At 71.8% G+C, this 25,021-nt stretch carries 24 protein-coding genes; 7 read left to right on the top strand and 17 right to left on the bottom strand.

All coding sequences use genetic code 11. The features are described from left to right. The 6 genes from VGL20_10355 to VGL20_10330 form a co-directional block, all read right to left on the bottom strand. Positions 1-290, bottom strand: a 290-nt coding sequence (locus tag VGL20_10355; protein ID HEY2704082.1) for a hypothetical protein, incomplete at its 3' end; no start/stop codon positions are given. Between the two features lie 63 nt (positions 291-353). Then, positions 354-2,951 (bottom strand): molybdopterin cofactor-binding domain-containing protein, encoded by a 2,598-nt coding sequence (locus tag VGL20_10350; GenBank protein HEY2704081.1) that lies wholly within the window; start codon positions 2,949-2,951, stop codon positions 354-356. A 19-nt stretch (positions 2,952-2,970) separates the two neighbouring features. Beyond that, complete coding sequence (locus tag VGL20_10345) at positions 2,971-3,738, bottom strand: enoyl-CoA hydratase/isomerase family protein (protein HEY2704080.1); 768 nt, start codon at positions 3,736-3,738, stop codon at positions 2,971-2,973. 15 nt (positions 3,739-3,753) lie between these two features. Then, entirely contained in the window at positions 3,754-4,200 is a 447-nt protein-coding gene (locus tag VGL20_10340) for a nuclear transport factor 2 family protein (protein HEY2704079.1), read from the bottom strand. 95 nt (positions 4,201-4,295) lie between these two features. Then, positions 4,296-7,040: a LuxR C-terminal-related transcriptional regulator gene (locus tag VGL20_10335; GenBank protein HEY2704078.1), complete on the bottom strand. Its 2,745-nt coding sequence runs from the start codon at positions 7,038-7,040 to the stop codon at positions 4,296-4,298. Positions 7,041-7,113: 73 nt separating this feature from the next. Further along, entirely contained in the window at positions 7,114-7,419 is a 306-nt protein-coding gene (locus VGL20_10330; GenBank protein ID HEY2704077.1) for an antibiotic biosynthesis monooxygenase, read from the bottom strand. Positions 7,420-7,523: 104 nt separating this feature from the next. Here VGL20_10330 and VGL20_10325 point away from each other — a divergent pair, with 104 nt between their 5' ends. Beyond that, positions 7,524-8,261, top strand: coding sequence for an ABATE domain-containing protein (locus tag VGL20_10325; GenBank protein HEY2704076.1), 738 nt, complete (start codon positions 7,524-7,526; stop codon positions 8,259-8,261). A gap of 140 nt (positions 8,262-8,401) precedes the next feature. Here VGL20_10325 and VGL20_10320 read toward each other — a convergent pair whose 3' ends face one another. The 3 genes from VGL20_10320 to VGL20_10310 are packed head-to-tail and all read right to left on the bottom strand — an operon-like array spanning position 8,402 to position 11,158. After that, entirely contained in the window at positions 8,402-9,358 is a 957-nt protein-coding gene (locus VGL20_10320; protein HEY2704075.1) for an LLM class flavin-dependent oxidoreductase, read from the bottom strand. 17 nt (positions 9,359-9,375) lie between these two features. Then, positions 9,376-10,215 (bottom strand): fumarylacetoacetate hydrolase family protein, encoded by an 840-nt coding sequence (locus VGL20_10315; GenBank protein ID HEY2704074.1) that lies wholly within the window; start codon positions 10,213-10,215, stop codon positions 9,376-9,378. Between the two features lie 4 nt (positions 10,216-10,219). Next, positions 10,220-11,158, bottom strand: a complete 939-nt coding sequence (locus VGL20_10310; GenBank protein ID HEY2704073.1) for a VOC family protein — start codon at positions 11,156-11,158, stop codon at positions 10,220-10,222. Positions 11,159-11,289: 131 nt separating this feature from the next. Here VGL20_10310 and VGL20_10305 point away from each other — a divergent pair, with 131 nt between their 5' ends. From VGL20_10305 to VGL20_10295, 3 genes are all read left to right on the top strand, one after another. Then, positions 11,290-13,065 carry an FAD-dependent monooxygenase gene (locus tag VGL20_10305; protein HEY2704072.1) on the top strand — a complete coding sequence of 592 codons (1,776 nt, stop codon included), beginning with the start codon at positions 11,290-11,292 and terminating at the stop codon, positions 13,063-13,065. A gap of 5 nt (positions 13,066-13,070) precedes the next feature. Then, on the top strand, positions 13,071-13,784 hold the full coding sequence (locus VGL20_10300) for a GntR family transcriptional regulator (GenBank protein HEY2704071.1): 714 nt from the start codon (positions 13,071-13,073) through the stop codon (positions 13,782-13,784). Positions 13,785-13,878: 94 nt separating this feature from the next. Further along, complete coding sequence (locus tag VGL20_10295) at positions 13,879-14,445, top strand: YdeI/OmpD-associated family protein (protein ID HEY2704070.1); 567 nt, start codon at positions 13,879-13,881, stop codon at positions 14,443-14,445. 54 nt (positions 14,446-14,499) lie between these two features. Here VGL20_10295 and VGL20_10290 read toward each other — a convergent pair whose 3' ends face one another. From VGL20_10290 to VGL20_10270, 5 genes are all read right to left on the bottom strand, one after another. Then, a complete protein-coding gene (locus VGL20_10290) occupies positions 14,500-15,258 on the bottom strand; it encodes an ABC transporter permease subunit (GenBank protein HEY2704069.1) in 759 nt (252 codons plus the stop codon). 2 nt (positions 15,259-15,260) lie between these two features. Then, on the bottom strand, positions 15,261-16,283 hold the full coding sequence (locus VGL20_10285; GenBank protein ID HEY2704068.1) for an ABC transporter ATP-binding protein: 1,023 nt from the start codon (positions 16,281-16,283) through the stop codon (positions 15,261-15,263). 95 nt (positions 16,284-16,378) lie between these two features. Beyond that, entirely contained in the window at positions 16,379-17,344 is a 966-nt protein-coding gene (locus VGL20_10280) for an aldo/keto reductase (protein HEY2704067.1), read from the bottom strand. 1 nt (position 17,345) lies between these two features. Further along, the gene (locus VGL20_10275) at positions 17,346-17,654 is read right to left on the bottom strand and encodes a hypothetical protein (protein HEY2704066.1); all 309 of its coding nucleotides are present in this window, start codon (positions 17,652-17,654) and stop codon (positions 17,346-17,348) included. After that, on the bottom strand, positions 17,651-18,604 hold the full coding sequence (locus VGL20_10270; protein HEY2704065.1) for an oxidoreductase: 954 nt from the start codon (positions 18,602-18,604) through the stop codon (positions 17,651-17,653). Before VGL20_10270 ends, VGL20_10275 begins: the two co-directional genes overlap by 4 nt. 157 nt (positions 18,605-18,761) lie before the next feature. On the opposite strand from VGL20_10270, the gene VGL20_10265 reads away from it, so the two are divergent. After that, a complete protein-coding gene (locus VGL20_10265) occupies positions 18,762-19,346 on the top strand; it encodes a TetR family transcriptional regulator (protein ID HEY2704064.1) in 585 nt (194 codons plus the stop codon). 28 nt (positions 19,347-19,374) lie between these two features. Here the strand turns inward: VGL20_10265 and VGL20_10260 are convergent, their stop codons facing one another. Both VGL20_10260 and VGL20_10255 read right to left on the bottom strand, forming a co-directional pair. Then, on the bottom strand, positions 19,375-19,647 hold the full coding sequence (locus VGL20_10260) for a hypothetical protein (protein ID HEY2704063.1): 273 nt from the start codon (positions 19,645-19,647) through the stop codon (positions 19,375-19,377). Positions 19,648-19,763: 116 nt separating this feature from the next. Then, positions 19,764-20,363: a helix-turn-helix domain-containing protein gene (locus VGL20_10255; GenBank protein HEY2704062.1), complete on the bottom strand. Its 600-nt coding sequence runs from the start codon at positions 20,361-20,363 to the stop codon at positions 19,764-19,766. A 172-nt stretch (positions 20,364-20,535) separates the two neighbouring features. Here VGL20_10255 and VGL20_10250 point away from each other — a divergent pair, with 172 nt between their 5' ends. Further along, positions 20,536-21,171 (top strand): sensor histidine kinase, encoded by a 636-nt coding sequence (locus VGL20_10250; GenBank protein HEY2704061.1) that lies wholly within the window; start codon positions 20,536-20,538, stop codon positions 21,169-21,171. A 144-nt stretch (positions 21,172-21,315) separates the two neighbouring features. Beyond that, entirely contained in the window at positions 21,316-22,266 is a 951-nt protein-coding gene (locus VGL20_10245) for a L,D-transpeptidase (GenBank protein ID HEY2704060.1), read from the top strand. Positions 22,267-22,271: 5 nt separating this feature from the next. Here VGL20_10245 and VGL20_10240 read toward each other — a convergent pair whose 3' ends face one another. Then, the gene (locus VGL20_10240) at positions 22,272-25,019 is read right to left on the bottom strand and encodes an AAA family ATPase (GenBank protein ID HEY2704059.1); all 2,748 of its coding nucleotides are present in this window, start codon (positions 25,017-25,019) and stop codon (positions 22,272-22,274) included. Positions 25,020-25,021 lie beyond the last annotated feature (2 nt).

Raw genomic sequence — 25,021 nt, 5'->3', positions numbered from 1 at the left:
CTGTAGATGCGCTGGATGGGGTCGACGCGCGCCGGCTGCGTCCTGTCGGAGAGATCGGCCAGCTCGCCCCATCCCTGACCGCTGAGATCGGAGTCCGGCCCCCAGGCGTCGATGCTGATGATGAACGGGATGTCGACGGGGATCTCGGGACCCGGCTCCGCCGTCGTGGTGGCGAAGGGTCCGCCGGCGGTGTCGGTGAGCACGCGCAGGGTTCCGTGGACGTGGACGCCGCTGGTGGTCGCCGCGTACGCCTGCCCGGCCCCGCGCACCCCCAATCCCGCGAGGGCCACGCCAGCGGCTCCCATCCTGATCGCGTCTCGGCGGTTGACGTCGGCGATGATGGGTTCCTCCCTTCAGTGGAACTTGACTGTGTTCGAGAGGGGCAGCCGGCGGACCCGGGTCCCGGTGAGCGCGGCGACCGCGTTGGCCAGCGCCGGCGCCGACGAGGGGACGCTGATCTCCCCGACCCCGGTCGGCGGCTCCGCCGATTCGATGAGGTGGACCTCGATCCGCGGCACCGAGCGCATGCGCATGACCGGATAGCGGTCGAAGCTCTGGGTGACGATCTCGCCTCCCGGGCCGAGCACGACCTCGCCCCACATGGCCGCGCTCAACCCGAAGACGAGGCCGCCCTCCACCTGGGCGCGAACCAGATCGGGGTTGACGACGATCCCGCAGTCGATGACGGCGACGACCCGATCGATGTGGATGCGCTGCCGGTCGTCGAGCGAGATCTCCACGACGTGGGCGCTGTGGCCGAGGAAGCCGGAGGAGACGATGCCGCGCGCCCTGCCCTCCGGCATCGGGGAACCCCAACCGGAGAGCTCGGCCGCGAGCTCGAGCGCCCGCAGAGTTCGCGGGCTGCCCGCGAGCAGCTCTCGGCGCAGGTCGACGGGGTCGCGACCGGTGGCGATCGCGAGCTCGTCGATCGCCGACTCGCGGGCGAACTCGGTGTGCGAGTTCCCCACCGACCGCCACACCATCGTCCGGACGCCCGTCTCGACGTTGGTCGACTCGAGTCTGAAGTTCGGATACGCGTATGGCGGCTCGGAGGCGCCGGTGATCGTGAAGAAGTCCACGCCGTTGGTGAACATCACGTCGCGGACGCCCGGCATGTTCACCGACACCGGAGCAGCGGCGATCTGCTGGTGGAAGGCTGTCAGGTGGCCTGTCGAGTCCGCGCCGGCCCGCACGCGATGGACCACCATCGGGCGATACCAGCCGGCCTTGAACTCCTCCTCCCGGGACGACTGCAGCTTGATCGGGTGCTTCCAGCCCAGGGCGCGCGCGACCTGCACGGCCTCCGCGGTCGGATCGTGCTCGGCTGTGCTGTGGAGCCCGAACGAGCCTCCTGCGTACGTGACGTGGACCTCGACCCAGGCCTGCTCGATGCCCGCCGCCTGCGCGGCAGACATCTGCGTGTACATGGGCCCTTCGGTGCCCGCCCAGACCTCGAGGACGCCGTCCTCCCGCATCCGGCACACCGCGTTGTTCGGTTCCATGGGCGCGTGGGCGAGATAGGGCAGCTGGTACAGCGCATCCACGACGGTGGCGGCGCCGGCCAGGGCTTGGTCGACGTCGCCGTCGTCGCGGGACACCACCGCCTTCTCGCCGGACTCCACCAACCGGACGTGCTCGGCCAGCAGCTCCTCCGAGCTGCGCCGCTCGGCGTTGGTGTCATCCCAGTCGACGACCAGCGCGTGGACGCCACGCCACGCATCGGCGTAGGTCTCGCCGACAACGGCTACTCCCTCCTCGATCGCAACCACCGCGACGACTCCGGGCTCGGCCAGCGCCGTCCTGTTATCGACCGATGCGATCGCTGCCCCGAAGCGCGGCGGGTGCAGCACGACCGCGGTCAGGATCCCGGGGAGGGTCACGTCGATGGTGAAGCGGGTGTCACCGAGGATCTTGGCGGCGGTGTCGACGCGCAGCCGCCCCTCGCGTCCGATCAGCCGGTACTGCGGCCGGTCCTTCGGCTGCACGCCGTCGGGAACGGGGAGCTGCTCGGCCGGCGCGGCCAGCCCGGCGAAGGTCGCCTCCTTCCCGGTGGGGTGACGCAGGACGCCGCGCTCGACCTCCACCTCGGAGGGGGGCACGTCCCAGGCGTCCGCCGCCGCCTCGACGAGACGGGCCCGGGCCTGGGCCGCCGCCAGCCGGTACCGGCCCCAGTTTCCCATGGTGGTGGTGGACGCCCCGGTGAGTTGAAAGACGCCGCCCCCTGACGGGGTCGCATACACGTCGCCCTTGGGGCCCGCCCCGTTGGCCGCGTTGACCACGCGCACCGAGTCGAAGTCCGCGTCGAGCTCCTCCGCCACGATCGTCGCCAGCCCGGTGTGGGCGCCCTGTCCCATCTCGATCTGGCTGGAGAACGCGACCACGATCCCGTCGTCGCGGATCCGGATGTACGGATGGACGGGGTCGGCCATCTCCTCGGCGGTCAGTCGCCGGACCTCCGGCTCCGCTGGCGCGGTGAGAGGGCCGGGGTCGGTCCCCGCGGCGAGCATGCCCGCCGCCTCGTGGATGGCGGCCCGGATTCGCGGATAGGTCCCGCACCGGCAGAGGTTTCCGCTCATCCACTCGTCGATCGTCGCGTCGTCCGGCGAAGCCTCGGAGCTGAGAAGCGCCACCGCCGCGAGGGTCTGGCCAGGCTGGCAGTAACCGCACTGCACGACGTTGCCGCGATGCCACGCGCTTCGGATCGCGTCGACGACGCGGCCCGACGCCCCCTCGACCGTCGTGACGGCCCTTCCGACGGCCCGCTCGGTCGCGGTCTGACACGACTTCGTGTTCCGCCCGTCGATCAGCACCGTGCACGCCGCACAGAAGCCGGCTCCGCAGCCGAACTTGGTTCCGTGCATCCCCAGCACGTCCCTGAGCACCCAGAGGAGCGGGGTCTTCGCGTGGCGGTCGTCGACCTCGATGTCCGCGCCATTCACCCTGAGCTTCATCGACGGCGTCCGTACGCGGTCAGCCCTGGCCCGCGTAGGCCAGGTTCGCGGCGGTCAGGCACTCGAGCGCCATCCCGAGCGCCGTGCCCTCGGCCAGACGGCGGCTGATCCGCTGGCGGAAGACCACCGCCATGTATCGGTTGGTCAGCTGCGGTCGGGCGGTCATCTGTTCCGCCAGCGCGTGGGCACGGGAGAGCACCTCCGACTGAGGTACGACCTCGGCGACGGCCCCCCAGGTGAGCGCCTCCTGGGCCGTGAACGAGCCGCTGGTGATCTCGAGGTGGCGGGCCCGGTTCAGCCCGAGGACCTCCTCCCAGACGACGAAGAGCCCGTCTCCGGGGGCGATGCCGAAGGCGAGATGGGGGACGTCGGAGAAGACGGCGGTGTCGCTGGCGACGACCACGTCGGCCAGGAGGGCGTACTCGCTGTGGACCGAGACGGGGCCGTTCACGGCGGCGACGATCGGGATCTCGAGGTCGACCAACCGCTGGAGACCGCGCCGGCCCTCGACGTACATGACGTCTGCGTTCCACGGCTTGGTGATGTCGCCGAGGCTGGGGCCGTCGATGCTGTCGATGAAGGTGCTTCCGGTGCCGGTCAGCACGAGCACCTTGTTGTCCCGGTCGTAGCCGATGTCCTCGATGAGCCGTGGAAAGTCGTGGTGGGTGGTCCCGTTGAATGTGTGCTCCCCGCCCTGGGTGTGGAATCGCACCGTGAGAACACCGCTCGAAGATCGCGTGATCGCGAAGTTCTCATAGTTGTCGAAGTACGCCGGGGTGTCGCCCACGGATATCCCTCCTTCTCAGCGCACCAGGGCGGCGGCGAGATCGCCGAGCACGCCGAGTTGCGTGAGGATGACCGTCCCAGACGGGTAGCAGTCGAAACGCTTGATCCTGCCGTCCACCACCTCGAAGACGTCGGCGCAGGGCGCGTCCATCCGCCTGCCGGTGGGCGAGATGGTTCCCTGGGGCAGCTTCAGCGGACCGTCGTGGGTCCCCTGCAGGGCGAGCTGCACGACCACGATGTCACCGGTCGTATAGAAGCGGTACAGCTCCCGATGCATGTCCGAGAAGGCCGTCTTGTAGACCTCGACCAGGATCCCCAACTCGTCCGGGCCACGGTAGACGATGCCCGTGGATTCGTCTGTGAACGTCCCACCCTCCGCGAAGGAGGCGACCCAGCCAGGGACGTCGTAGTCCTCCGCGTACTTGTAGGCCTTCCGGATGATCTGCTCGTTGTCCACTGCCATGTCCTCTCGCGCTTTGTCCCTGTGGACATAGTCGGAGGGCTGAGGCCGGGCTGGCATCCGGGAAACCCATAGTCCTGCGGGTCGGCAGGTGTCGACTATGGACTTCCCGTGAAGGCCCTCGATGCGTGGACGCGAGTTGCAAGTTGGGTTCGGGACTTGACGCCGAGCTTGCGGAACACCTTGTAGAGGTGATATTCGACGGTGCTCGGGCTGATGAACAGCTGGGCGGCGATCTCCTGGTTGGTCGCCCCCTGAGCGACGAGCCGTGAGATCTGTGCCTCCTGTGGCGTGAGGTCGTCGCTGGTCTCCGGGGTCCGCTTGCGAGCGCTCCCTCCGGTGGCGCGCAGTTCGACGCGCGCACGCTCGGCGAACCCCTCCATCCCGAACCCGGTGAAGAGCTCGTCGGCGGCGCGCAGCTGCTCGCGCGCATCGACGTGCCGGCGCTCGCGCCGCAGCCACTCCCCATAGACGAGATGGGTGCGTGCCAGGTCGAGCCGCATCGCCGTGGGCGCGAGCCGCTCGATCGCCTCGCGGTACAGGGTTTCGGCCACCTCACCCTCGCCGACGAGGGCCCGGCATCGCGCCTCGACCGCACGGCCCCAGTCCGTCCCGCTCGCGTCCGTGCCCTGGCCCAGGCGTTTCAGTGCGGTCGCCGCGGCCACGGTATGTCCGGTGCGGCTCGCCGCCTCGATGAGCTCGACCGTGGCCCACGGCGAGTACCAGACCTCATCGGGGTCCTCGAGCGCCTGCCGAGCAGCACCGAATGCCTCGTCGTAGAGGGCGAGCCCGTTGCACAGCGCGGCGGTGGCCCAGCGCGCCATGCTGAGCGCCATGCCCTCTCCTCTGGCGACGAAATCCTCGACGCCGGCGTCGATGAGCGGACGGGCGTCGTCCTCGCGCCCGCGGAAGGCGGCGACGACCACCGCTGCGTAGGGGACGGTGCGGTTGTCGACGGCATCGGCGACGGCCCTGCTCTGTTCGACCAGCGACGCGGCCGCCGAGAGCTCGCCCGCGAAGATGTGCGCGCCGGCGCGGGTGCTCAGGGCCAGCGGCAGGACCGAGAGCGCGCCTGCATCGCGCGCGACCTGGATCTGGTCGGCGGTGAGCACGTCCCAGTTGTCATGGTCCCAGATGAATCCGGCGGCTCGCCCGGCCAACCACGACCAGCGCAACCGCTCGTCCACGGCGGCGGAGCCGCCGCGAAACGCGTCCAGCGCCTGCCGCATGACCGGTGTCCCTGCTGCGTATCCATCGGTGATGAGGAGCGCGAGGCCGTCGAGCAGCAGGTCCGACGCGCGGGGAGGGTCGGCAGGCCGCGGCGCTGCGCGCGCCGCCCTGGCGACGGCGCGTGCGTCGGGGCCCTTCGCCAGCCGGCCTGCGAACATCGCCGCTGTCAGTGCATCGAGGTAGGTCTCGCGCGACCGCCGCACGTCGAGGCCTTCCAGCCGGTTGGCAGCCTTCAGCAGCAGAGGCGGGGCGTCGCTCCCCCGCTGCGTCGCGAACGAGATCTGGGCTCGGAGCACGTCCAGCTGGGCACGCTGGAAGTCGTCCAGCGGTCCTCGCTCCGCCGTGGCCGCCAGCCCCAGGGCGGCATCGAGGGCACCGGCCTGACGCTTTGCCTCGGCAGCCACGAGCGCCCGGCGCGCCCTCCGGGCGGGATCGGCCGTCAACGTGGCCGACCGTTCCATGAACGCAGCCGCCGCCGCGAACCCGCCCCGCGCCTGGGCTCGACCCGCCGAGAGTTCCAGCTCCACGGCCACGTCCTCCTCGGGGCGCGACGTCGCCTGCGCGCGGTGCCACGCACGCCGGTCGGGGTCGACCGCGGGATCGGTGGCCTCCGCGAGCGCGTGGTGCGCCTCCCGCCGAGCCCCCGGGGAGGCCGCGCCATACACGGCGGAGCGGACCAGCGGGTGGCGGAAGACCACGGCGGCGCGGAGGTCCATCAGGCCCTCGGCCTCGACCGCGTCGGCCGCCGACTCGGGGATGCCCAACAGCTCGGCCGCGCGCCAGATCAGCACCGGGTCACCGGTCGGTTCGGCGGCTGCGAGCAGCAACAGGCGCCGGGACGGCGACGGGAGCCCGGCAAGTCGCCGCCGGAAGCTCTCCTCGATCCGACCCGCCAGCGGCAGTGATCCCGGGAGGCCGAACCCCCCCGCGAGCTGCGACGGGGTCAGGCCCCGTGGCAGCTCGAGCAGCGCGAGCGGATTGCCGTGCGTCTCGGCGAGGATCCGCTCGAGGACACGTTCATCGACGCGGTCGGGCAGCACCGAATCCAGCAACGCCCGCGCGTCACGCTCGCCCAGTCCCGCGACCACCAGCTCTGGCAGGCCGGTGAGCTCGTCGGTGAGCCGGCGCGTCCCGAACACGAACGCTGCCGCGTCGCTCGCCACCCGACGCGCCACGAACGCAACAGCCTGCGCGGACGATGTGTCGAGCCACTGGGCGTCGTCGACGACACAGAGGACGGGCTGCCGGGCGGCCAGCTCGGCGAGGAGACTGAGCACCGCCAGGCCCACCAGCAGGCGGTCGGGCGGATCCCCGGCGCTGAGCCCGAAGGCGACACGCAGGGCGTCGCGCTGCGGCCCCGCGAGCCGTTCCAGGTTGTCGAGCCCCGGCCGGCAGAGCTGGTGCAGTGCCGCGAACGGCAGCTCCATCTCCGCCTCGTTGCCGACGGTGCGGACGACCTGGAACCCCTGCGCGGATGAGACTGCGGCCTCGATGAGGGCCGTCTTCCCGATGCCGGGCTCTCCATGCACCACGATCGCCCCGCCCTCGCCGCCACGCGCGGCCAGAACCAGCCGGCCGAGGACCTCGCGCTCGCTGCGCCGACCGAGCAACACGCCGAGTCCCCCGCTGATCCGGACGCGTCAGGCTACCACCCTCCTGCTCCTGAGGCCGGGCCGACGGGCGGGCTCAGGATCCCGGCAGCTTGGCCGCGAGCACGTCGACCATCTGGATGGATGGCTCCTCGGCGAGCAGTCCCGGGGCGTTCTCCATCAGCGCCTTGGCGACCGCACCGGAGAGGTGCGCCTGGCGACCGGCGTCGTCCGGAAACGTGTCGAAGATGCCAAAGGTGGAGGGCCCGAGACGGATCCCGTACCAGGTGGTGGTGGCCGGCTCAGCCTCGACCAGAGACAGGCCTCCCCGGAGGAAGCTCTCCACCTCGGCCTCCTTGCCGGGCTTCGCCTCGAGGCGCACGAACAGGGCGACGTTCACCATGGGCCCAACCTCCTGCTGATCGAATGGGGTGGCGGGTGTCACCGCCGGCACCGTGGACATCGGGAGCCCCATAGTAACGCTCTCGCGCATTACCATCCACATGCATGACCGCCTCCCCGCTCGGAGTGGACGGCGCCGACGTGCCGCGTCTCCTCGAGCTGGTCGCGACCTACGGCGGCGTCGACGCACTGGCGGCCGCCGCCGAGCGCGGTGCTGCCCGCGGCGCTGCAGGCGGGGCTGGTTCGGCCGCTCGCCAGAAACGCCACCCGACGTTTCTCCTCCTCGGAGAGCCGATTGCGATCGATCTCGTCAACACGCTGGTCCCGCCGGGCGTGGGTGGCGACCTCATCGCAACACCCGAGCGGGTCGTGGAGTGGCTCCGGATTGAGGCGGACCGGCTCCCCGCGGATGCCCGCCGGGCGCCCGCCGTGACGTCCCTGGTTGCGCTGCGGGAGGCGTTGCGTGCGCTCTTCGACGCAGCCCTGGACGGAAGGGCGCCCTTCCGAGTGCCGCTCAGGACGGTGAGCGCCGCCAGCCGCGCGGGCGCACGCTACCTCGACCTCGAGTGGACCGCCGCGGGCGGACCGCGGACCCGCGCACGCCCCGAGCGCCGCGGAGGCGGCGGCCCCGGGGCCGCAGTCCTGTCGGCGATCGCTCGATCGGGAATCGAGCTGCTCGGAGGCCCCGCTCGCGAGAAGCTGCGCCGGTGCGACGGGCCAGGCTGCACCCTGCTGTTCGTGGCGACGAATCCACGGCGCCGCTGGTGCGCGCCTCACCTGTGCGGGAACCGTGTCCGAGTCGCGCGGCACAAGCGTCGCACCCGCGGGGAAGGCGGCCCCTGAAGGTTGCCGCCCTGGGTCCACCCCGGCGGAACGGGGTCGGCGCGCTCAGCGACAGCATCGCCGAGCCTTGTGTCGATGAGATTGCGCGCGCGCCGTCGCCACCGTGTCTGCACGGGATCGGCAGCCTGCAACGTGAGGAATCAGTTCGCGGCGGCGCGCAGCGTGGCGGTGAAGTCGCTGCCGGAGACGGCGGACACGAGCGGATCGGTGGCGCCGGCCGCCCGGTAGCGCTCGATGCCGGCTCGGACGTCGCGCTCGTCGCCGAGCGCGCAGAGCGCTTCGACGAACTCCTCGCTGATCGCCTGCTTCTGCGCCTGCACATCGGGCGCGGCGGCGTCATAGGCGGCGAGGTTCGCACCGAACCCCGCGGCGTCGAACATGGCGCGGTAGAAGGGCAGGCTGAAGTAGCGGTGCAGCTCGCTGCGGACCCCGTCGAGCACGCGGCCGCGGTCGCCGCCGACCGCCGCCGGCACCGCGGCCATGATCGTGAAGCCGTCGAGATCCCTGCCCGCCTCGCGCCGGCCCCGGCTGACCTCGGGGACGACCACGGTGCGCACGTACTCGTGCGGACAGGCCCACAGGATCACACCGTCGGCCAGCTCACCGGCGAGTCGAAGCATCGCCGGGGACAGCCCGGCCAGATAGATGGGAAGGTCGGCGCGGGGGGTGAGCCCGTTGAAGGCAAAGGTGGAGCGCCAGCGCCGGCCCTCCGGCGGCGGGTCGCCGGCGAGGATGGCACGGACGATGGCCAGGTACTCGCGCATCTCGGCGACGGGTGGTCCGATCTCCTGGCCGTGCCAGCCACCCATGGTGACCCGGTGCCCGACGCCAAGCCCGAGGCGGAACCGGCCGGCGGACATGTCGTCGAGGGTTGCCGCCGTCTGGGCCATGGAGGCCGGCGAACGATGGTAGATCGGGGCCACCGCGGTGCCGAGGGAGATCCGTTCGGTGCGCATCGCGAGTGCGGCCAGCACGGTGAAGGAGTCGCGCGCCGCGATGTGGGTGCAGTTGACCGAGTCGTAGCCCAGCTCCTCGGCGAGCTCGGCGTGGCCCGCCGCGGCGGCGAAGGACTCCCGGGGCGGGATGAGACAGCTCACTGCGCGGCGCGTGGTCCTCATGCAGCCACCAAAGGGTTGCGCAGCTCGCCGACGCCCTCGATGGTGCTGACCAGCGTCGTGCCGCCGCTCAGGAACCGGGGCGGGGTGCGGGCCATGCCGACCCCGGGCGGCGTGCCGGTGAAGATCAGGTCGCCCGGCAGCAGCGGGCAGACGGCGGAGAGCCGGGCCACCAGCTCGGGCACCGAGAACACCATGTCACGGGTGCGACCCGTCTGGAGCACCTCGCCATCGAGGCGACAGGCGAGCTCCAGATCGTCGGGATCGGCGAGCTCGTCCGGGGTCACGATCGCCGGCCCGATCGGGCCGAACCCGGGGAAGGACTTGCCCAGCGAGAACTGGGGCACGGGGCCGGCCAGCTGCACCGTCCGCTCCGACAGGTCCTGTCCGACGGTCACACCCGCCACGTGGGACCAGGCGTGCTCCCTGGCGACGTTCTCCGCCCGCCGGCCGACGACCACGACCAGCTCGACCTCCCAGTCCACCCTGCCGCTGGGGAGCAGCACGGCGTCGTATGGCCCGGTCAGACACGTCCGGAACTTGGTGAACACCGCCGGTGCGAGCGGCACGTCGACGCCGGACTCGGCGGCGTGGTCCCGGTAGTTCAGGCCGATGCCGAAGACCTGGGCCGGGCGCAACAGCGGGGCGCCCACGTCGGCCGGCGTGTAGGGCGCCACGTCCCCGCCTCCGTACCTCGCGGCCCAGTCGCTCAGCTCGTCCCATCGCGCCATCACATCGTCGGGATCGCTGGGGAACCGGCCACGGCTGGCCGTCTCGACGTCCACCGCTCCGCCCTCCACGAGGAGGGACAACCGTCCAGATACCCTGGCGACACGCATGGCGTCACCCGCGACCGTGCGAGGCGGTCATCAGCTCGGCGAGATCCTCGGGCTGGATGAAGGAGGGCGGGGGCGGCGGCCCCCAGTTGTACAGCCCGCGCGCGCCCTCGACGACCGACGGCTTCCACAGCGCGTCGGACACGATGCAGTCCAGGTCGCTGTAGTACTCGCTGAAGTTTCCGGCCGGATCACGCAGGTACCAGAAGAAGTTCGAGCCGATGTGGTGGCGGCCCAGTCCCCAGACGTGGCGCTCGGGATGGCCCTCGAGCATCTTCGTGGCACCCCGGCCGACCTCGTCGACGTCGTCGACCTCCCAGGCGGTGTGGTGCAGGAAGTTCAGCGGTGCCTGCTGCACCAGCAGGTTGTGATGGTCGGTCGAGCAGCGCATGAAGCTGGCCAGCCCGGGGACCTCGTCACTGATCTTGAACCCCAGTCCCTCGACGAAGAACCGCTGGGTGGTGGGGCGGTCGGCCGAACCGATGACCACGTGTCCGAGCTTGCGGGGCTGCACCGGGCCCTCCCGCTCGACCGCCTGCGCGCGTCCGTTGGGGCGGTCGGCCCGGCCCGGCCCGTTGGTCGGCTCCGGCGCCGCCGGCTGCTCGGTGATCTCCGGGGCGACGGCGACGGTGACCTCCAGGCCGGAGCCCGGGTCCACCGCCCACAGCGCGTCGTCGGTGCCCTCACCGATGACGTCCAGCCGGTCGAGGCCGGCCCGCAGCCGGGCGATGTCGTCCCGGTCATGGGCGCCGACGCCGATGCGCACCAGCCCGCGACGGGGTGCGGGGACGATCTCCAGCTGCTCGCCGCCGTCGCGGGTCGCGAACCGCACCGCTCCTCCCGGGGACGTCCCGGTTCGCCGGAGACCGAAGTCCGCGTAGTACGCCGCCGTCCCCTCCACGTTGGGGACACCGACGGTGATCGAGGTCAACCGATGCAGGCTCATCGCGTAGCTCCAGAGGCGGGGCCGGGGGCTGGTCTGTTCATCGATACTGGAATATAATATCGAAATAATGTCGCGGCAAGCCTCCTCGGGGGATCCAGCTCCTCCCGGTGCCGGCGGATGAAGGAGTGGTGATGGCCGACATCGAGGTCCCCGTGCTGATCGTCGGAGCGGGCCCCGCCGGGCTGGCCGCCTCCAACCTGCTGTCCGGCCAGGGAGTGCGCCACCTCCTGGTCGAGAAGCACCCGGACACCGCGCACACCCCTCGAGCCCACATCGTCAACCAGCGCACGGTGGAGATCTTCCGGCACATGGGGCTCGAGGAACGGCTGCGCGCCGTCGCCACCCCGAACGAGCTGATGGCCAACAACGTGTGGCACACGAGCCTCGCGGGCCAGGAGGTCGCCAGGCTGCACGCATGGGGCAGCAGCCCGGACCGGGCGGCCGACTACCGCAGGGCGAGCCCGTGCCCGATGGTCAACTGCCCGCAGACGGTGCTGGAGCCGGTGCTGCTCGAGGCGGCCCGCGAGCGGCCCGAGGCCGACATCCGGTTCGGACACGAATTCCTCTCCTTCGCCCAGGACGCGGACGGCGTCACGGCGACGGTGCGCGACCGTGCGTCGGACGCCACCTGTGACGTCCGCTGCGACTACCTGATCGGAGCCGACGGGGGGCGGAGCCGCGTCGTGGAACAGGCGGCACTCCCGCTCGAGGGCGAATCCGGGCTGGCCACCGCCGTCAACGTGTGGTTCGAGGCCGACCTGTCACGGTACCTGGCCCACCGGCCCGGGGTCCTCTACTGGCACGCCGCACCCGGCACGCCGTTCCTGACCGGCGCCGGCACGCTCATCTGCCATCGACCGTGGGACGAGTTCGTGATGGTCTGCTCCTACGACCCCGCCACCGAGACCATCCCGCACAGCGACGCGTTCGCCGTCGAGCGGATCCGCCAGATCGTCGGCGACCCCACGATCACGCCGGTCATCAAGGGCTTCTCCACCTGGACGATCAACCATCAGGTGGCGGGCCGCTACCACGACGGGCGCGTGCTCGCCATCGGCGATGCGGTCCACAGGCACCCACCCACCAACGGACTCGGGTTGAACACGTCCATCGCCGACGCCTTCAACCTCGCCTGGAAGCTCGCAATGGTGCTGCGGGGTCAGGCCGGTCCCGCGTTGCTCGACAGCTACAGCAGTGAACGCCAGCCGGTCGGACGCCAGGTGGTGGACCGCGCCATGCAGAGCGCCGGCGAGATGGCGGCGGTCAAGGAGGCGCTCGGCTTCGTGCCCGACCAGTCCGAGGCCGACGGCTGGGCGGCGCTCGACGGGCTCTATCAACCGGGGCCGGCCGGCGACCGGCGCCGAGCCGCTCTGCGCGAGGCGCTGGCGCTGATGAACTACCAGTTCAACGCCCATGGGGTCGAGCTCGGCTACCGCTACCGCTCGTGGGCCATCGTGCTGGACGGCACCCCCGAACCCGCCGCCGTCCGTGATCCGCAGCTCTACTACCAGCCCACCACCTGGCCCGGCGCCCACCTCCCCCACGCCTGGCTGGACGGGCATGGCCGGCGGATCTCCACCCTGGACCTGGTCGCCGCCACCCACTTCAGCCTCATCACGGGGATCGGAGGGGAGGGCTGGACCGCCGCCGCTCGGCGCGCCACCGACGTCAGCGGCGTCGCGGTCGACGTCCACCACATCGGCACCCGCGACGGCCTGCGCGACTGCTACGGCGACTGGGCCGACCTGCGAGAGGTGGCCAGCTCTGGGGCGGTGCTGGTTCGCCCCGACCGCCACGTCGCCTGGCGCGCCGAGCGGTACACCGCCGGCGCCGCTGCCGCCCTGTGCGACGTGATGCGGCAACTTCTGTTGAATATCGGCAAAAGGTACGAATTGTCGGTACAGTGACCGGCGTGACCCCAGGGCGAGGCGCAGCCGAGCGACGGGCGAGCACGCGCACGGAGCAGGTCTACGACGAGCTGCGTCGCGAGCTGCTCGACCTCCACGGGCCGTTCGGGCCGGGCGACCGGCTCAAGTCGCTCCCGCTCGCCGAGCGGTTCGGCGCCAGCCTGTCGGTCATCCGGGAGGCGCTCACACGGCTGGCCGAGCAGGGCCTGGTGGTGGCGACCCCCCAGCGCGGCTTCAGCGTGCGGGAGGTGTCCACGGCCGACCTGGCCGACCTCACCCGGGTACGGGTCGAGGTCGAGTCCCTCGCGCTTCGGCAGGCGTTCCAGAACGGGGATGTGGGGTGGGAGGCGGCCGTGGTCGCCGCCCACCACACCCTGGAGCGCACCCCCGTCGCGGACGCGACGGGGGAGTTCAACGACGGCTGGTCGGCGGCGCACCGTGACTTCCACCAGACCCTGCTCGCGGGGTGCGGCAGTCCGCGACTCGAGGGTATCGTCACCTCACTGCGGGACAGCGCCGAGCTGTATCGACGCTGGTACTGGGCGCTCACCGACGACCATGCCCGGGACATCGCCGGGGAACATCGCCGGCTCCGTGACCTCGCGGTCGGCCGGGACCCGGAACCGGCCATCGCGGTGCTGACCGAGCACATCGAGCGCGCACCCCGTGAGCTGAGCGCCTACGCGCAGGAACACGGGCTGGGACGCCGCTCCGCCTGACGTTCCGTCCGGTTCCGGCAAGGTGACCTTCCCCTCGGTTCCCGACACCGTCGCTGGTCGATGCCATGTGACGACCTTGAGCTAGCATGAGGGAGTGCCAGCAATTCGGTTCGATGCCACACTGCACACGATCGACGAATGGACCGTTGTGCGGCTGCCTGAGGGAGCGAGCGCGCAACTGCCGTCGCGCGGGCAGGTGGCGGTACAGGGAACGATCAATGGCCACGGGTTCCAGACGGTGCTGGAACCGGACGGCTGTTCTGGCCACTGGATGCGGGTTGATGAGAGGCAACAGCAAGCCGCCGCTGTCAGCGCGGGTGACACCGCGATCCTCGAGATCGAGCCCCTCAAGGACTGGCCGGAGCCGAACGTGCCGCAGGATCTCGAGACAGCTCTGGCGGCGGCCCCTCAGAAGATCCAGGACCTCTGGAGAGAGATCACGCCGATGGCGCGCTGGGAATGGGTTCGCTGGGTCAATGCAACGCAGAACCCTGACACGCGCAGACGACGGGTCGACGTGAGTATCTCGAAAATGAAGAGCGGCAAGCGACGGCCCTGCTGTTTCAATCTTTCGGCATGCACCGACCCCCACCTGTCAAGAAACGGCAGGCTGATCGAGCCAGCTGCCGTCGACGGACCGGTGCCGATGAAGAAGAAGTGATTGTCCGACTCGTGGATGCGGATCGTCACGTCGGGGCGGTGGGCGAGGCCGGCGTCATGAGCTCGTCGCCCCGGTGGACCGCCTGGCCCTGGCACCGGTGATCAGCCGCTCGCGGTCGAACATCGCCGAGACGATGCGCCAGAGGAGGACGTCGGCGGCGAGGAGGACCAGGGCAAAGATCACCGCGAGGGTGAGGCTCGGCGTGAAGACGTTGAAGGACATCAGGGCAACCACCCCGAGCGGAGGGAGGCTGGCCAGGGTTCCGAGCTGCTGGGCGGCCCGCACGTCGCTCGACCGCGCCGAGATGCCGATGCCGACCCAGATCGACCAGGCCGCGAGGAGAGGCGCGAAGAGGATCTCGGCGAGCACGTGCGGGCCCTGCCACAGGGCGGGAGCGACCGCCGGGTTGCGGGCGACGAGCCGGGCGGTCACCTCGATGGCGGCGAAGACGACGTAGGCGATGCCCACCGAGGGAACGATCGCGGCCACCGCCTTGCCGAGCAGCAGTTCCTCCCGGCGCAGTGGGGTGGTCAGCAACGGCTCCAGGGTCCCCTGCTCGCGCTCCCCGACCACGGAGGACGCGGCGATGACGGCGGGGAGGAGGGCGGGGGCGACCAGCAGCAGGAGAAACGTCGCCCCCACCGATTTCTGCACAGTGCCGGCAGGAATCGAGGAGCCGAGCTTGAGGATGAGGACGATCGGCTCGACGAGGAAGGCCAGCGGGAGCACCGCCATGGTCCCGATGACGGAGGGGCTGCGGCGGTACTCGCGCAGCTCCTTGCGGACCACCGCGGCGATGCGGCCGGTGCTCATTCTCATGGACGGGTTGCCCCGGCATCCTCGTCGATCAGCTTGAGGTAGACGTCCTCCAGGGAGTGGCGTGACTCGGTGATCGACAGCACGTCCGCGCCGGCGGCGACCAGGGCACGGGTCAGCGCGGGCGCGGCGACCATCGGATCGGACACGGTGAGCACATACGCACCGGCGCCCTCGGAGCGCCAGCCGTCGACACCCGGGATCCGGGTGAAGACCTGGCCGGGGTCGCTCAGAGGCGCGAGGGTCGTGACGGCGAGCGCCCTGGTGAAGAGCTGGTCGCGCAGGTCCGCAGGGCGGCCGATGGTTCGCAGTGTCGTGCTCATGATGGCGACCCGGTCGCAGAGCCGTTCGGCCTCGTCGAGCCGGTGGGTGGTGAGGAAGATCGTCACCCCCCTCTGCCGAAGGCCGTTGATCAGTTCGTGCACCTCGTGTGCCGCCACCGGGTCGAGACCGGAGGTCGGCTCGTCGAGGAACAGGATCGCCGGGTTGCTGAGCAGTGCTCGCGCCAGTGCGACCCGCTGGCGGAGCCCCTTGGACAGGCCACCGCACAGATCGGCCGCCCGGTCGGCGAGGTGGACGGCCTCGAGGGCGTCCTCGATGCGCCTCGCGGGCCGGTGCAGACCGTGGAGACCGGCGAAGAACTCCAGGTTCTCGGTCACGGTCAGGCGCAGGTAGAGCCCGGGGGCCTCGGGCATGATCGCGATCCGCTCACGGATCTCCACCCCGTTCTCGGAGCTGAGCGGGATTCCCGCCACCGTCGCCGAGCCGGAGGTCGGCGCGATCAACGTGCCCAGGGTGCGGACCGTCGTCGTCTTCCCGGCACCGTTCGGGCCGAGGAAGCCGAAGACCTCGCCGTAGGCGACCTCGAAGGACACCTCGGAGAAGGCGGTCCGGTCACCGAAGCGCTTGGTCAGCTGATTGGCGACGACAGCGGCCTGACCGGTCGTTCCGCGGACCGCCGGGGCGCGACGCTCCCCGACCGCGAGCGGTTGCTCGAGCCCATGACCGGCGGCCACCTTCATGGCCCCCTCGGGTGGACGGTCTGTTCGCACCGACGCCGTCCTCCAGCCGTGACCGCGGCACCGGGGTCCGCTGGCCGGTGGATCATGCGCCGTGATTACGGAATTGTCAAATTCGGGCCCTCGCGGAGCATCAGCACGCCGCTCCGCCCCTCGTGGACGGTCGCGAGCTGTCCGTGGTCGAGCTGCACGCTGTCGATCGACTGAATCTCCTCACCACTGAGCTCGATCTCCTGCGCGGCGAGGTTCTCGCGCAGGTGTGCGATGCTCGTGGTGCCGGGAATCGGCATGATCGCCGGCGAGCGTGCCAGCAGCCAGGCGAGCGCGATCTGCGACAGGGTCGCCTCGTGCCGGGCGGCGATGGGCTCGAGGACGCGACGGACCGCCCCGGGACCGCCGGTGTCGGTGGCTGAGCCCGGCGCGGTGAGTGACACCGGCTGCCACGGGGAGAAGACAGCGCCCGCCTCGAGGGCCGCGTCGAGAAGCGCGGCATGCTGGCGAGCGATCACGTTGTAGAGGGCGGTGACGGCGGCGATGTCGACGATCCGACGTGCGGCACGCAGTTGGTCGGGAGTCACGTTGGAGAGACCGACATGGCGGATCAGGCCCTGCTGGCGCAGCTCCGCAAGGGTGCCGACCTGGTCTTCGAACGACGCATCCGTCGCCCATCCGCTGTGCAGGTAGTACAGGTCGATCTGCTCGACACCGAGGCGCCGAGCGCTCAGGTGGGCACACTGTCGCAGGTAGTTGGCGTTGCCGATCGCCTCGAGCGACGAGTACTCCGCGCCACCGCGGACGAAGCCTCCCTTGGTCGCGATGACCAGGTGCTCGGGGTAGGGATGCAGCGCATCACGGATCAGCAGCTCATTGGTGTGGGGTCCGTAGACATCGGCGGTGTCGATCAGGGTCACACCCGCTTCGACGGCCTGGCGCAGCAGCGCGATTCCGCCGTCGCGGTCGGGGTATTCGCCCCAGCGCTTCGGGCCCGTGAGCCGCATCGCGCCGTAGCCGACGCGTCCGACCTGCAGGTCGCCGCCGACGGTGATCGTCGATGTTCGCGCCACGCTACCGGCTCACCGCAGCGTCGAGGGAGTCGAGATCCCAGGTGGCGGTCACCGCAACCTCGGAGACCCCACGCAGGAGGCGGCAGTCGATGGACACCCGGACGCCATCGGGCATCGCCGCTCCCATCACCGCGAGCATCTCGAGAAACTCGGCCCTGGTCCACGAGCCCGCGAGCGCAAACTGCTCCGGACCGCCGGCAACCCACCAGCCGGCGGTGTCGGCCATCGATGCCAGGGCGAGGTCGAGCCGGCCCGCGGACAGGTTGTCGAAGAAGCTCAGCTCGAGAGTCGTGGTCGCCACCGGGGTCATGTCGTTCCTCCTGGGTGCACCGGTCCGGGGACCGGGCTCCCGGTCAGCCGGCGCAGCTCGTCGAGCCGCAGCTCGGCGTCGTCGGCGTCGGTGGAGAGCGTCAGCTCCTTCCACTCCTCGTCGGACGCGATCCTGGCCTCGTCGGCGGCGCGGGCCATCGCGTAGGCGTCGCTCCCGAGGAGGAGCCGCAGCGGGGGCGCCTGCACCTCGCTGATCGCCAGGATCGCCCCGGCGGCCTTGACGGGGTCACCCATCGCCGTCGTTCCGGACCCCCGCAGCTCGGCGAGCCTGCCGACGGTGGGGCGATAGTCCTCACGGATGTCGTGCACGGTCATCGACGACCCGGCCCAGTCGGTGCGGAACCCGCCGGGCTCGATGAGGGTCACCTGGATGCCCAGCGGCGCGACCTCCTTCTGGAGAACGCCGGAGAAGCCCTCGACCGCCCACTTGGCGGTCTGGTACGGGCCGACCCCGGGGGCGGTGTCGCGGCCGCCGACGGACGAGATCTGGATGATGTGACCGCTGCGCTGCCGGCGCAGAACGGGCAGGGCGGCGCGGGTCACGGTGATGACACCCCAGAGGTTGGTCTCGATCTGGGCGCGGAAGTCCTCCTCGGTGAAGTCCTCGATCGCGTTCACGTTCGCGTACCCCGCGTTGTTCACGAGGACGTCGAGACGGCCGAAGCTGTCGACCGCGGCCCGGATCGCGGCCTCGGCCTGGGCCCGGTCGGTCACGTCCAGGGCGGCGGCGACGGCCCGGTCCGGGTACCGCTCGACGAGGTCGGCGAGCCGGCCGGGATCCCGGGCGGTGGCCACGAGCCGGTGACCGGCGGCGAGGACCGCCTCCGCCAGGGCACGGCCGAGGCCGCGGGAGCTGCCGGTGACGAGCCAGACCTTCGTCCCGGCGGGGGTCGTGCCGGCGACGATGGGCGTGCTGACAGGCGCGGTCACATTCATGCTCTCTCCCGTGGGTCCGGCGGTGCGGACCGGGCCGGAACCCGGTATGCTCTGAATCGGAGGAGCCTCCGTTACGCCACAGTCTAACCGGAGCCACCTCCGTTTCGCAACCCGCGCCCCACCAACGATGCAGGCTCGAGAGGAGGACCCCGTGTCGGAGACCGGCGGCCGAGCGGTGCGCTCCGACGCCCTGCGCAACCGTGCCCGGCTGCTCGATGCCGCGGTGCGCGCCTTCGCGAGCGACGGGGCGGACGTGACCCTCGACGCCGTCGCGAGGGCGGCCGGCGTCGGCATCGGCACGCTCTACCGCCACTTCCCGACGCGCGAGACGCTGGTCGAGGCGGCCTATCGCCAGGAGCTCGCCCGTCTGTGCGACGCGGTGCCCGAGCTCCTGCGGTCACTGCCGCCGGACCAGGCGATCCGCGCCTGGATGGATCGCTTCATCGACTACATGACCACCAAGCGCGGCATGGCCGGGGCGCTCCGCGCCGTCATCGCCTCGGGTGGGAACCCGTACGCCGAGAGCCGCGACCGGCTGATCGCGGCCATCACCCCGCTCCTCGACGCCGGTGTCGCCGCCGGCACCCTGAGGTCGGATGTCGAGCCCAACGACGTGCTCCTGGGCCTGAGCGGCCTGTCCCTTGCCGCCGGCGAGCCGGCGCAGCGCGCGCAGGCCGGTCGGCTCCTCGACCTGCTCGTCGACGGCCTGCGCCACAGCGCGAGGGAACCGGGCTGAATCCATGGATGCGATCGGTTCGACGCGGTCACGCGCGCACCCCCAGCAGGAGGGCCTTGTTGAGGCGCTTGGTCTCGCACGCGTTCTGCCAGGCCGCCTCGTGCTCGGCCTCCTCGCGCCGCATGCGGCGGCCCACGGGCAGGGCGACGGGGACAGCGTGAGCACCCGTCGGGCGGACGGCGCAGACCCGCCAGCGCCAGGGCCACCATGCCGGGCCGGCATCCTGGACGCGGTAGCGGGTCCGGCCCGCGAACGTGGTCGCCTGGTCTTCGGGGGTGGCGTGGTGGTCGAGGAGTGCCATCGCGGCGAGTCTAGGTGGAGGCTGCGGGCCTGCCATCACCAGACCTGACCATGCTCCGTCATGACTTTCGGCTACCCGGCGCCAGGGCCGCCACATGTGGCCATGACCGGCCACAACTATGACGGGGAGCACCTCCAGGACCGGACCTCGGCGACCAGGGCGTCGCAGAGCAGCGCCGCATCCGCGGGATCGTCGCGGGCGCCGATCCACACCCCCCAGGTCGCCAGCCCGAGGATCTGAGCCCTCCGCCGGACCACCGCGGAGCCTCGGGTGCGGCGCGACCCGGTGCCCCCGAGTGCGTTGCAGAACGCCGCCCGGAGGCGATCCCGAAGCTCGGCGGCTCGGGCGTCCACCGGCGCGGGGCGGCCTGCGAACTCGGCGATCGTGTTCACCCACAGGCAGCCGTGCCGGGCGGGCGAGGTGGCGTCACGGAACAGGGCGGCGAGCCGGGTGAAGAACCCCTCGACATCCCGCATTCCGGCCCCCGGAGCCTCCATGGGAGTGAGGAGGGGGTTGATGAACTCCCGGATGTAGGCATTGAGGGAGTCGCGAAAGAGGCCCTCCTTGCTCCCGAAGGCGTTGTAGAGGCTGGACCGGTTGACGCGGGCGAGCCGCTCCAGGTCGGCGATGCCCGTGTCCTGGTAGCCACGCTCCCAGAAGGCGCCCCTGGCCGCCTCCACCACAGCGTCGAGGTCGTACCCCCGTGGTCGCGTCATGCGTGCATCTCTCTGAGCGGTCGGAACCGGTCGTAGAGTATATTCTGCAACGATCGGTTCACAACGGCGGGAGACGATGGAACGGCCTGCGACGAGCGTGCCACGTTCACCGCATCCGGTGGACGCCGGGCATCCACGCGGTGCGGCCTCCGATCACAGCGACTGCCGGCGCATGGCCGCGGCCATGGAGGAGGAGCGCAGGCGGATCGCGCGCGACATCCACGACGACACGCTGCAGACCCTGGGTGCGATGGCGCTCCGCCTCGACCTCCTGTGCGAGGAGATCCTGGACCCCCGGCAGCGTCGGGTGGTCGAGGACCAGCGCGAACTCGCCAGGGATGCGTCGGAGCGCCTCCGCTCGATCGTCTTCGAGCTCCGTTCCGACCACCTCGAGGAGGGACTGGCGGCGGCGCTCCGTGCCGCCGCGCGTGATCAGGCGCTCCGGGCCGGCCTCGAGCTGCGGATGAGCGTCCGCCTCAGGTCCGAGCCGCCCCTCGAGGTCGCGCTCGGCCTCTACCGCATCGCCCAGGAGGCGCTGACCAACGTGCGCAAGCACGGCGGGGCGAGCACGGTGGAGGTCTCGCTGCGGGAGGACGGTGGTGCCCTCTGCCTCCGGGTCGTCGACGATGGCGGGGGGTTCGAGGTGGCGGGAGAGCGCGCCACGGGATTGCAGGCCGGAGCTCGCCGCTTCGGGCTGCGCTCGATGAGGGAGCGCGCCGAGCTCGCGGGCGGTCAGCTCACGGTCATGAGCGCGCCGGGACAGGGCACGGTGGTCGAGGCGCGGATCCCGGTCGGTTCGGGGCGCTAGCCGTCCACCCCCGACCGACGGAGCTTGCTGAGCCAGACGCGGCGGAGGTCACGGTCGATGAGGTCCCCGCGGACTGACATACCAGGGCGTCGGGTGCCGGCATGTACACTCCGGGCCGAACGATTGCATCCCGGGGACCTCCTGATGACGCCCTTCCCATTCCCCGATCGCCTCCCGGTGCTGCTCCTCGGCACCCTCTCCGTCGCCGTCGCCGGCTGTGGCGACCAGGCCGCGGGCGGTGGACAGGGTCGAAGCCTGCCGGCCACCGGTGCCGTCGCCGCCCCCCAGGTGAGCGCGCCGGGGACGACGATGCGTCCCCAGGACGGGGACACGGTCGGCGTGGGAATGCCGATCATCATCCGATTCGGTGCGGACGTGGCGCCCGAGCACCGGCGCGAGCTCGTCGATCACATTCGCGTGACCTCCGTGCCCGCCGTCGCCGGCGCATGGCACTGGTTCGCCGCCGACGAGGTGCACTGGCGTCCCGCGTCGTACTGGTCGCCCGGGACGCGGGTGGCCGTGACCGCGGACCTCGACGGCGTTCCCGCCGGCGGCGGTGCGCCGGGACACGAGAGCTGGTGGAGGACCTTCACGATCGGAGCGAAGCACGTGTCGATCGTCGACACCGTGACCCACCGGATGCGGGTGTACGACGGCGACCGGCTCGTCGGCACGTGGCCGCTCAGCGCCGGTCGCTCCGACCTGCAGACGATCAACGGGACGCTGTACGTCCGGTACAAGAACCAGGATGTGCTGATGGACTCGACGTCCATCGGCATCCCCCGCGAGGCCTGGGACGGGTACTACGAGCACGTGTACTGGAACACCGCGATCTCGACCGACGGGTACTACGTGCACGGAGCACCGTGGTCGCTCGCGGCCCAGGGCGTCACCAACGTCTCCCACGGGTGCGTCAATCTCAGCCCCGAGCATGCCGAGGCATTCTTCAACCTCAGCCGTCCCGGAGACATCGTGATGGTGCGGGGATCCACAAAGCCGGCGACCGGGGAGGACGGCGAGGGCGACTGGCAGATGCCGTTCGATCAGTTCGCCGGGAGGGGAGGGTCGAGCGCGCCCGCTCGGTCGGTGTCCTGAGGGGTTCATCCGGGATCCACGTCGACGCCCGGGAGGACCCGCCCGAGCTCGATGCGTGAGCCGATGCCGAGCTTGGTGAAGACCTTCCGGAGGTGGTACTCCACCGTGCGCGGGCTGAGGAAGAGGCGGGCGCCGATCTCCGGGTTGGAGAGGCCGTGGTGGGCGAGCCGCGCGATCTGCGCCTCCTGCGCGGTGAGGCGGCTGCGGGTCTCGACCCTCGCCTCGGGCACGCGCTCACCGGTGGCGAGCAGCTCGCGCGCGGCCCTGGTCGCGAAGGCCTCCGCGCCCATCGACACGAACATCCCGTGCGCGATCCACAGCTGCCGGCGGGCGTCGAGCCGCCGGCGCTCGCCGCGCAGCCACTCGCCGTGGAGCAGATGGACGCGGGCGAGGTGGGGCGTCGCCCGGGTGCGGCCCAGCCGGTCCACCGCCTCGCCGAAGAGGTCCTCGGCGTCGCGTCCCTCCGCCATCAATGCCAGGCAGCAGGCGCGGAATCCCAGTGCCAGCTCGGTCGCGCTGCATCGAGCGAGCTCCGACAGCCGCTCGAGGTACGGGAGCGCCAGCTCGCGCTGACCACCTCGCACCGCCGCCTCGACCAGCTCGGGGAGCGCCCAGCCGCTCGCGATGGTCTCGCCGGTCGCACAGGCGCGCTGTGCGGCGGCGAGCGCGGTGCGATGCATTCCCAGGCTGTTGTGGAGGATCGCGGTCGCGTACTCGATGGTGGCGATCGCCCAGCCCTCGCCCCGAGCCTCGGCGTCCCGGCGGATCTCTGCGGCGAGCCGGGCGTGCTCCGCCTCGTGGCCGCGCCAGGCGGCGAGGTAGAGCTCGGCGGAGGTGATCGGCGGGCTCCCGGTCGCGGCCGTGATCGAGCTCGCCTCCTCGATCAGCGACCTCGCCCCGGCGAAGTCGCCGCTGGCCACGGTCCACCCGGCCAGGTACGTGAGAGCCAGCGGAAGCACGGTCAGCGCGCCGCTCGCGCGAGCGAGCTGCACCTCGCGGGTGGCGAGGGTCAGCACGGCGTCGTCGTCGTACAGGTCGGTGGCGATGCGCACCGAGAGCCCGAGCCAGCGGAGGTCGTCGCTGTCGCGGTGCATGCCGAGCGCCCGCCGCAGCGTGGGCACGCCGGCGGCGTACCCCTCGGTGAGGAGGGCGGCGAGACCGTCGAGCAGCAGGTCGCTCGCCCGCGGCGGGCCCGGCGCCGGCGGGGCGGCACGCGCCGCCTCCGCCACCTCCAGCACCCCGCGCCCGCTCGCCAGCGAGCCGGCGAAGGTCGCCGCCTCCAGCGCTTCGAGGTAGGTCTCCCGTGCCAGCCGGACGTCGAGCGCCTCGAGCCGGCGCGCCGCGCTGAGGAGCAGGGGCGGCGCATCGCGGCCACGCCCGGTGACGAACGCGATCCGGGCGCGCAGACGCTCGAGCCGGGCGCGTCCGAGCTCGTCGAGGCGGCCGGGGTCCGCGGTGTCGAGCAGCCCCGACGCCGCGACCGCAGATCCCGCGAACAGGTGGGCCTCGGCGGCGGTGAGCACCCGCTCGCCGTGGCGGGCGGGGTCGGCGGTGAGGACGACCGCGCGCGCGAACAGGGTCGCCGCCGCCACCACGCTGCCTCGACCCTGGGCGCGGCCCGCCAGCCGCACCAGCTCGTCCGCGAGCGCGTCGTCCTGGCCGGGCGCGGCGTGGGCGAGGTGCCATGCCCGGCGCTCGGGATCGAGATCGGGGTCGATGGCGCCGGCGAGGGCCCCGTGGACGCGGCGGCGCGCCTCCGGCGACGCCGCCCGGTACACCGCGGAGCGCACCAGCGGATGGCGGAAGGCGACGCGCGCGCCGAGCTCCAGCAGGCCCTCCGCCCGGGCCGGAGCCGCCGCCTCGACGCCGATGCCGAGACCGGCCGCCGCCCGCCACAGCAGCGCCGCCTCGCCGGTGGGCTCGGCCGCCGCCGCGAGCAGCAGCAGCCGGGTCGCGGCGGGCAGCTGCTCGACCCGTCGCGCGAAGCTCTCCTCGATCCGGTCGGGGACGCGCGGCGTGCCCGGGAGGCCGACCCCGGCGGCCAGTTGCGCCGGCTCGAGGCCGCGGGGCAGCTCGAGCAGCGCGAGCGGGTTCCCCTGGGTCTCGGCGACGATCCGGTCGCGCACCCGCGGGTCGAGCCCGCCCGGGGTGACCGAGTCGAGCAGCTCGCGGGCGTCGCGCACCGGGAGCCCGTCGACGAGCAGCGCCGGGAGACCCTCGAACGCGGGCGCCGCACAGGGCTCGCGGATGGCGACGAGCATGACCACCGACTCCGCGTGGAGCCGGCGTGCGGCGATGGCCAGCACCTGGGCCGACGCCTGGTCGAGCCACTGGGCGTCCTCCACGACGCAGAGCAGCGGCTGCTCCTCGGCGATGCCGGCGAGGAGGCTGAGCACGGCGAGGCCGACGAAGAAGAGGTCCGGTGCCGCGCCCGCGGTCAGCCCGAAGGCCGAGTCCAGGGCGGCGCGCTGGGGTCCGGGCAGGTCATCGAGCCGGTCGAGCATCTGACCGCAGAGCTGGTGCATCCCGGCGAACGACAGCTCCATCTCGGACTCCACGCCGGTGACTCGGGCGACGCGGCAGCCGGACGCGGTGTCGACGGCATGGTCCAGGAGCGCCGTCTTGCCGATCCCCGCCTCGCCCCGGAGCACCAGCACGCCGCTCCGCCCCTCGCGGACGGCGCCGAGCAGGCCGTCGAGAGCGTCGCACTCGCTGCGGCGGTCGCGCAGCCTCCCCGGGCTCACCGGCGGCATGC

This window comes from Candidatus Dormiibacterota bacterium (genome assembly GCA_036495095.1).
Taxonomy (GTDB): Bacteria; Chloroflexota; Dormibacteria; order Aeolococcales; family Aeolococcaceae; genus CF-96.
This window is presented reverse-complemented; position numbering and strand designations above follow the sequence as displayed.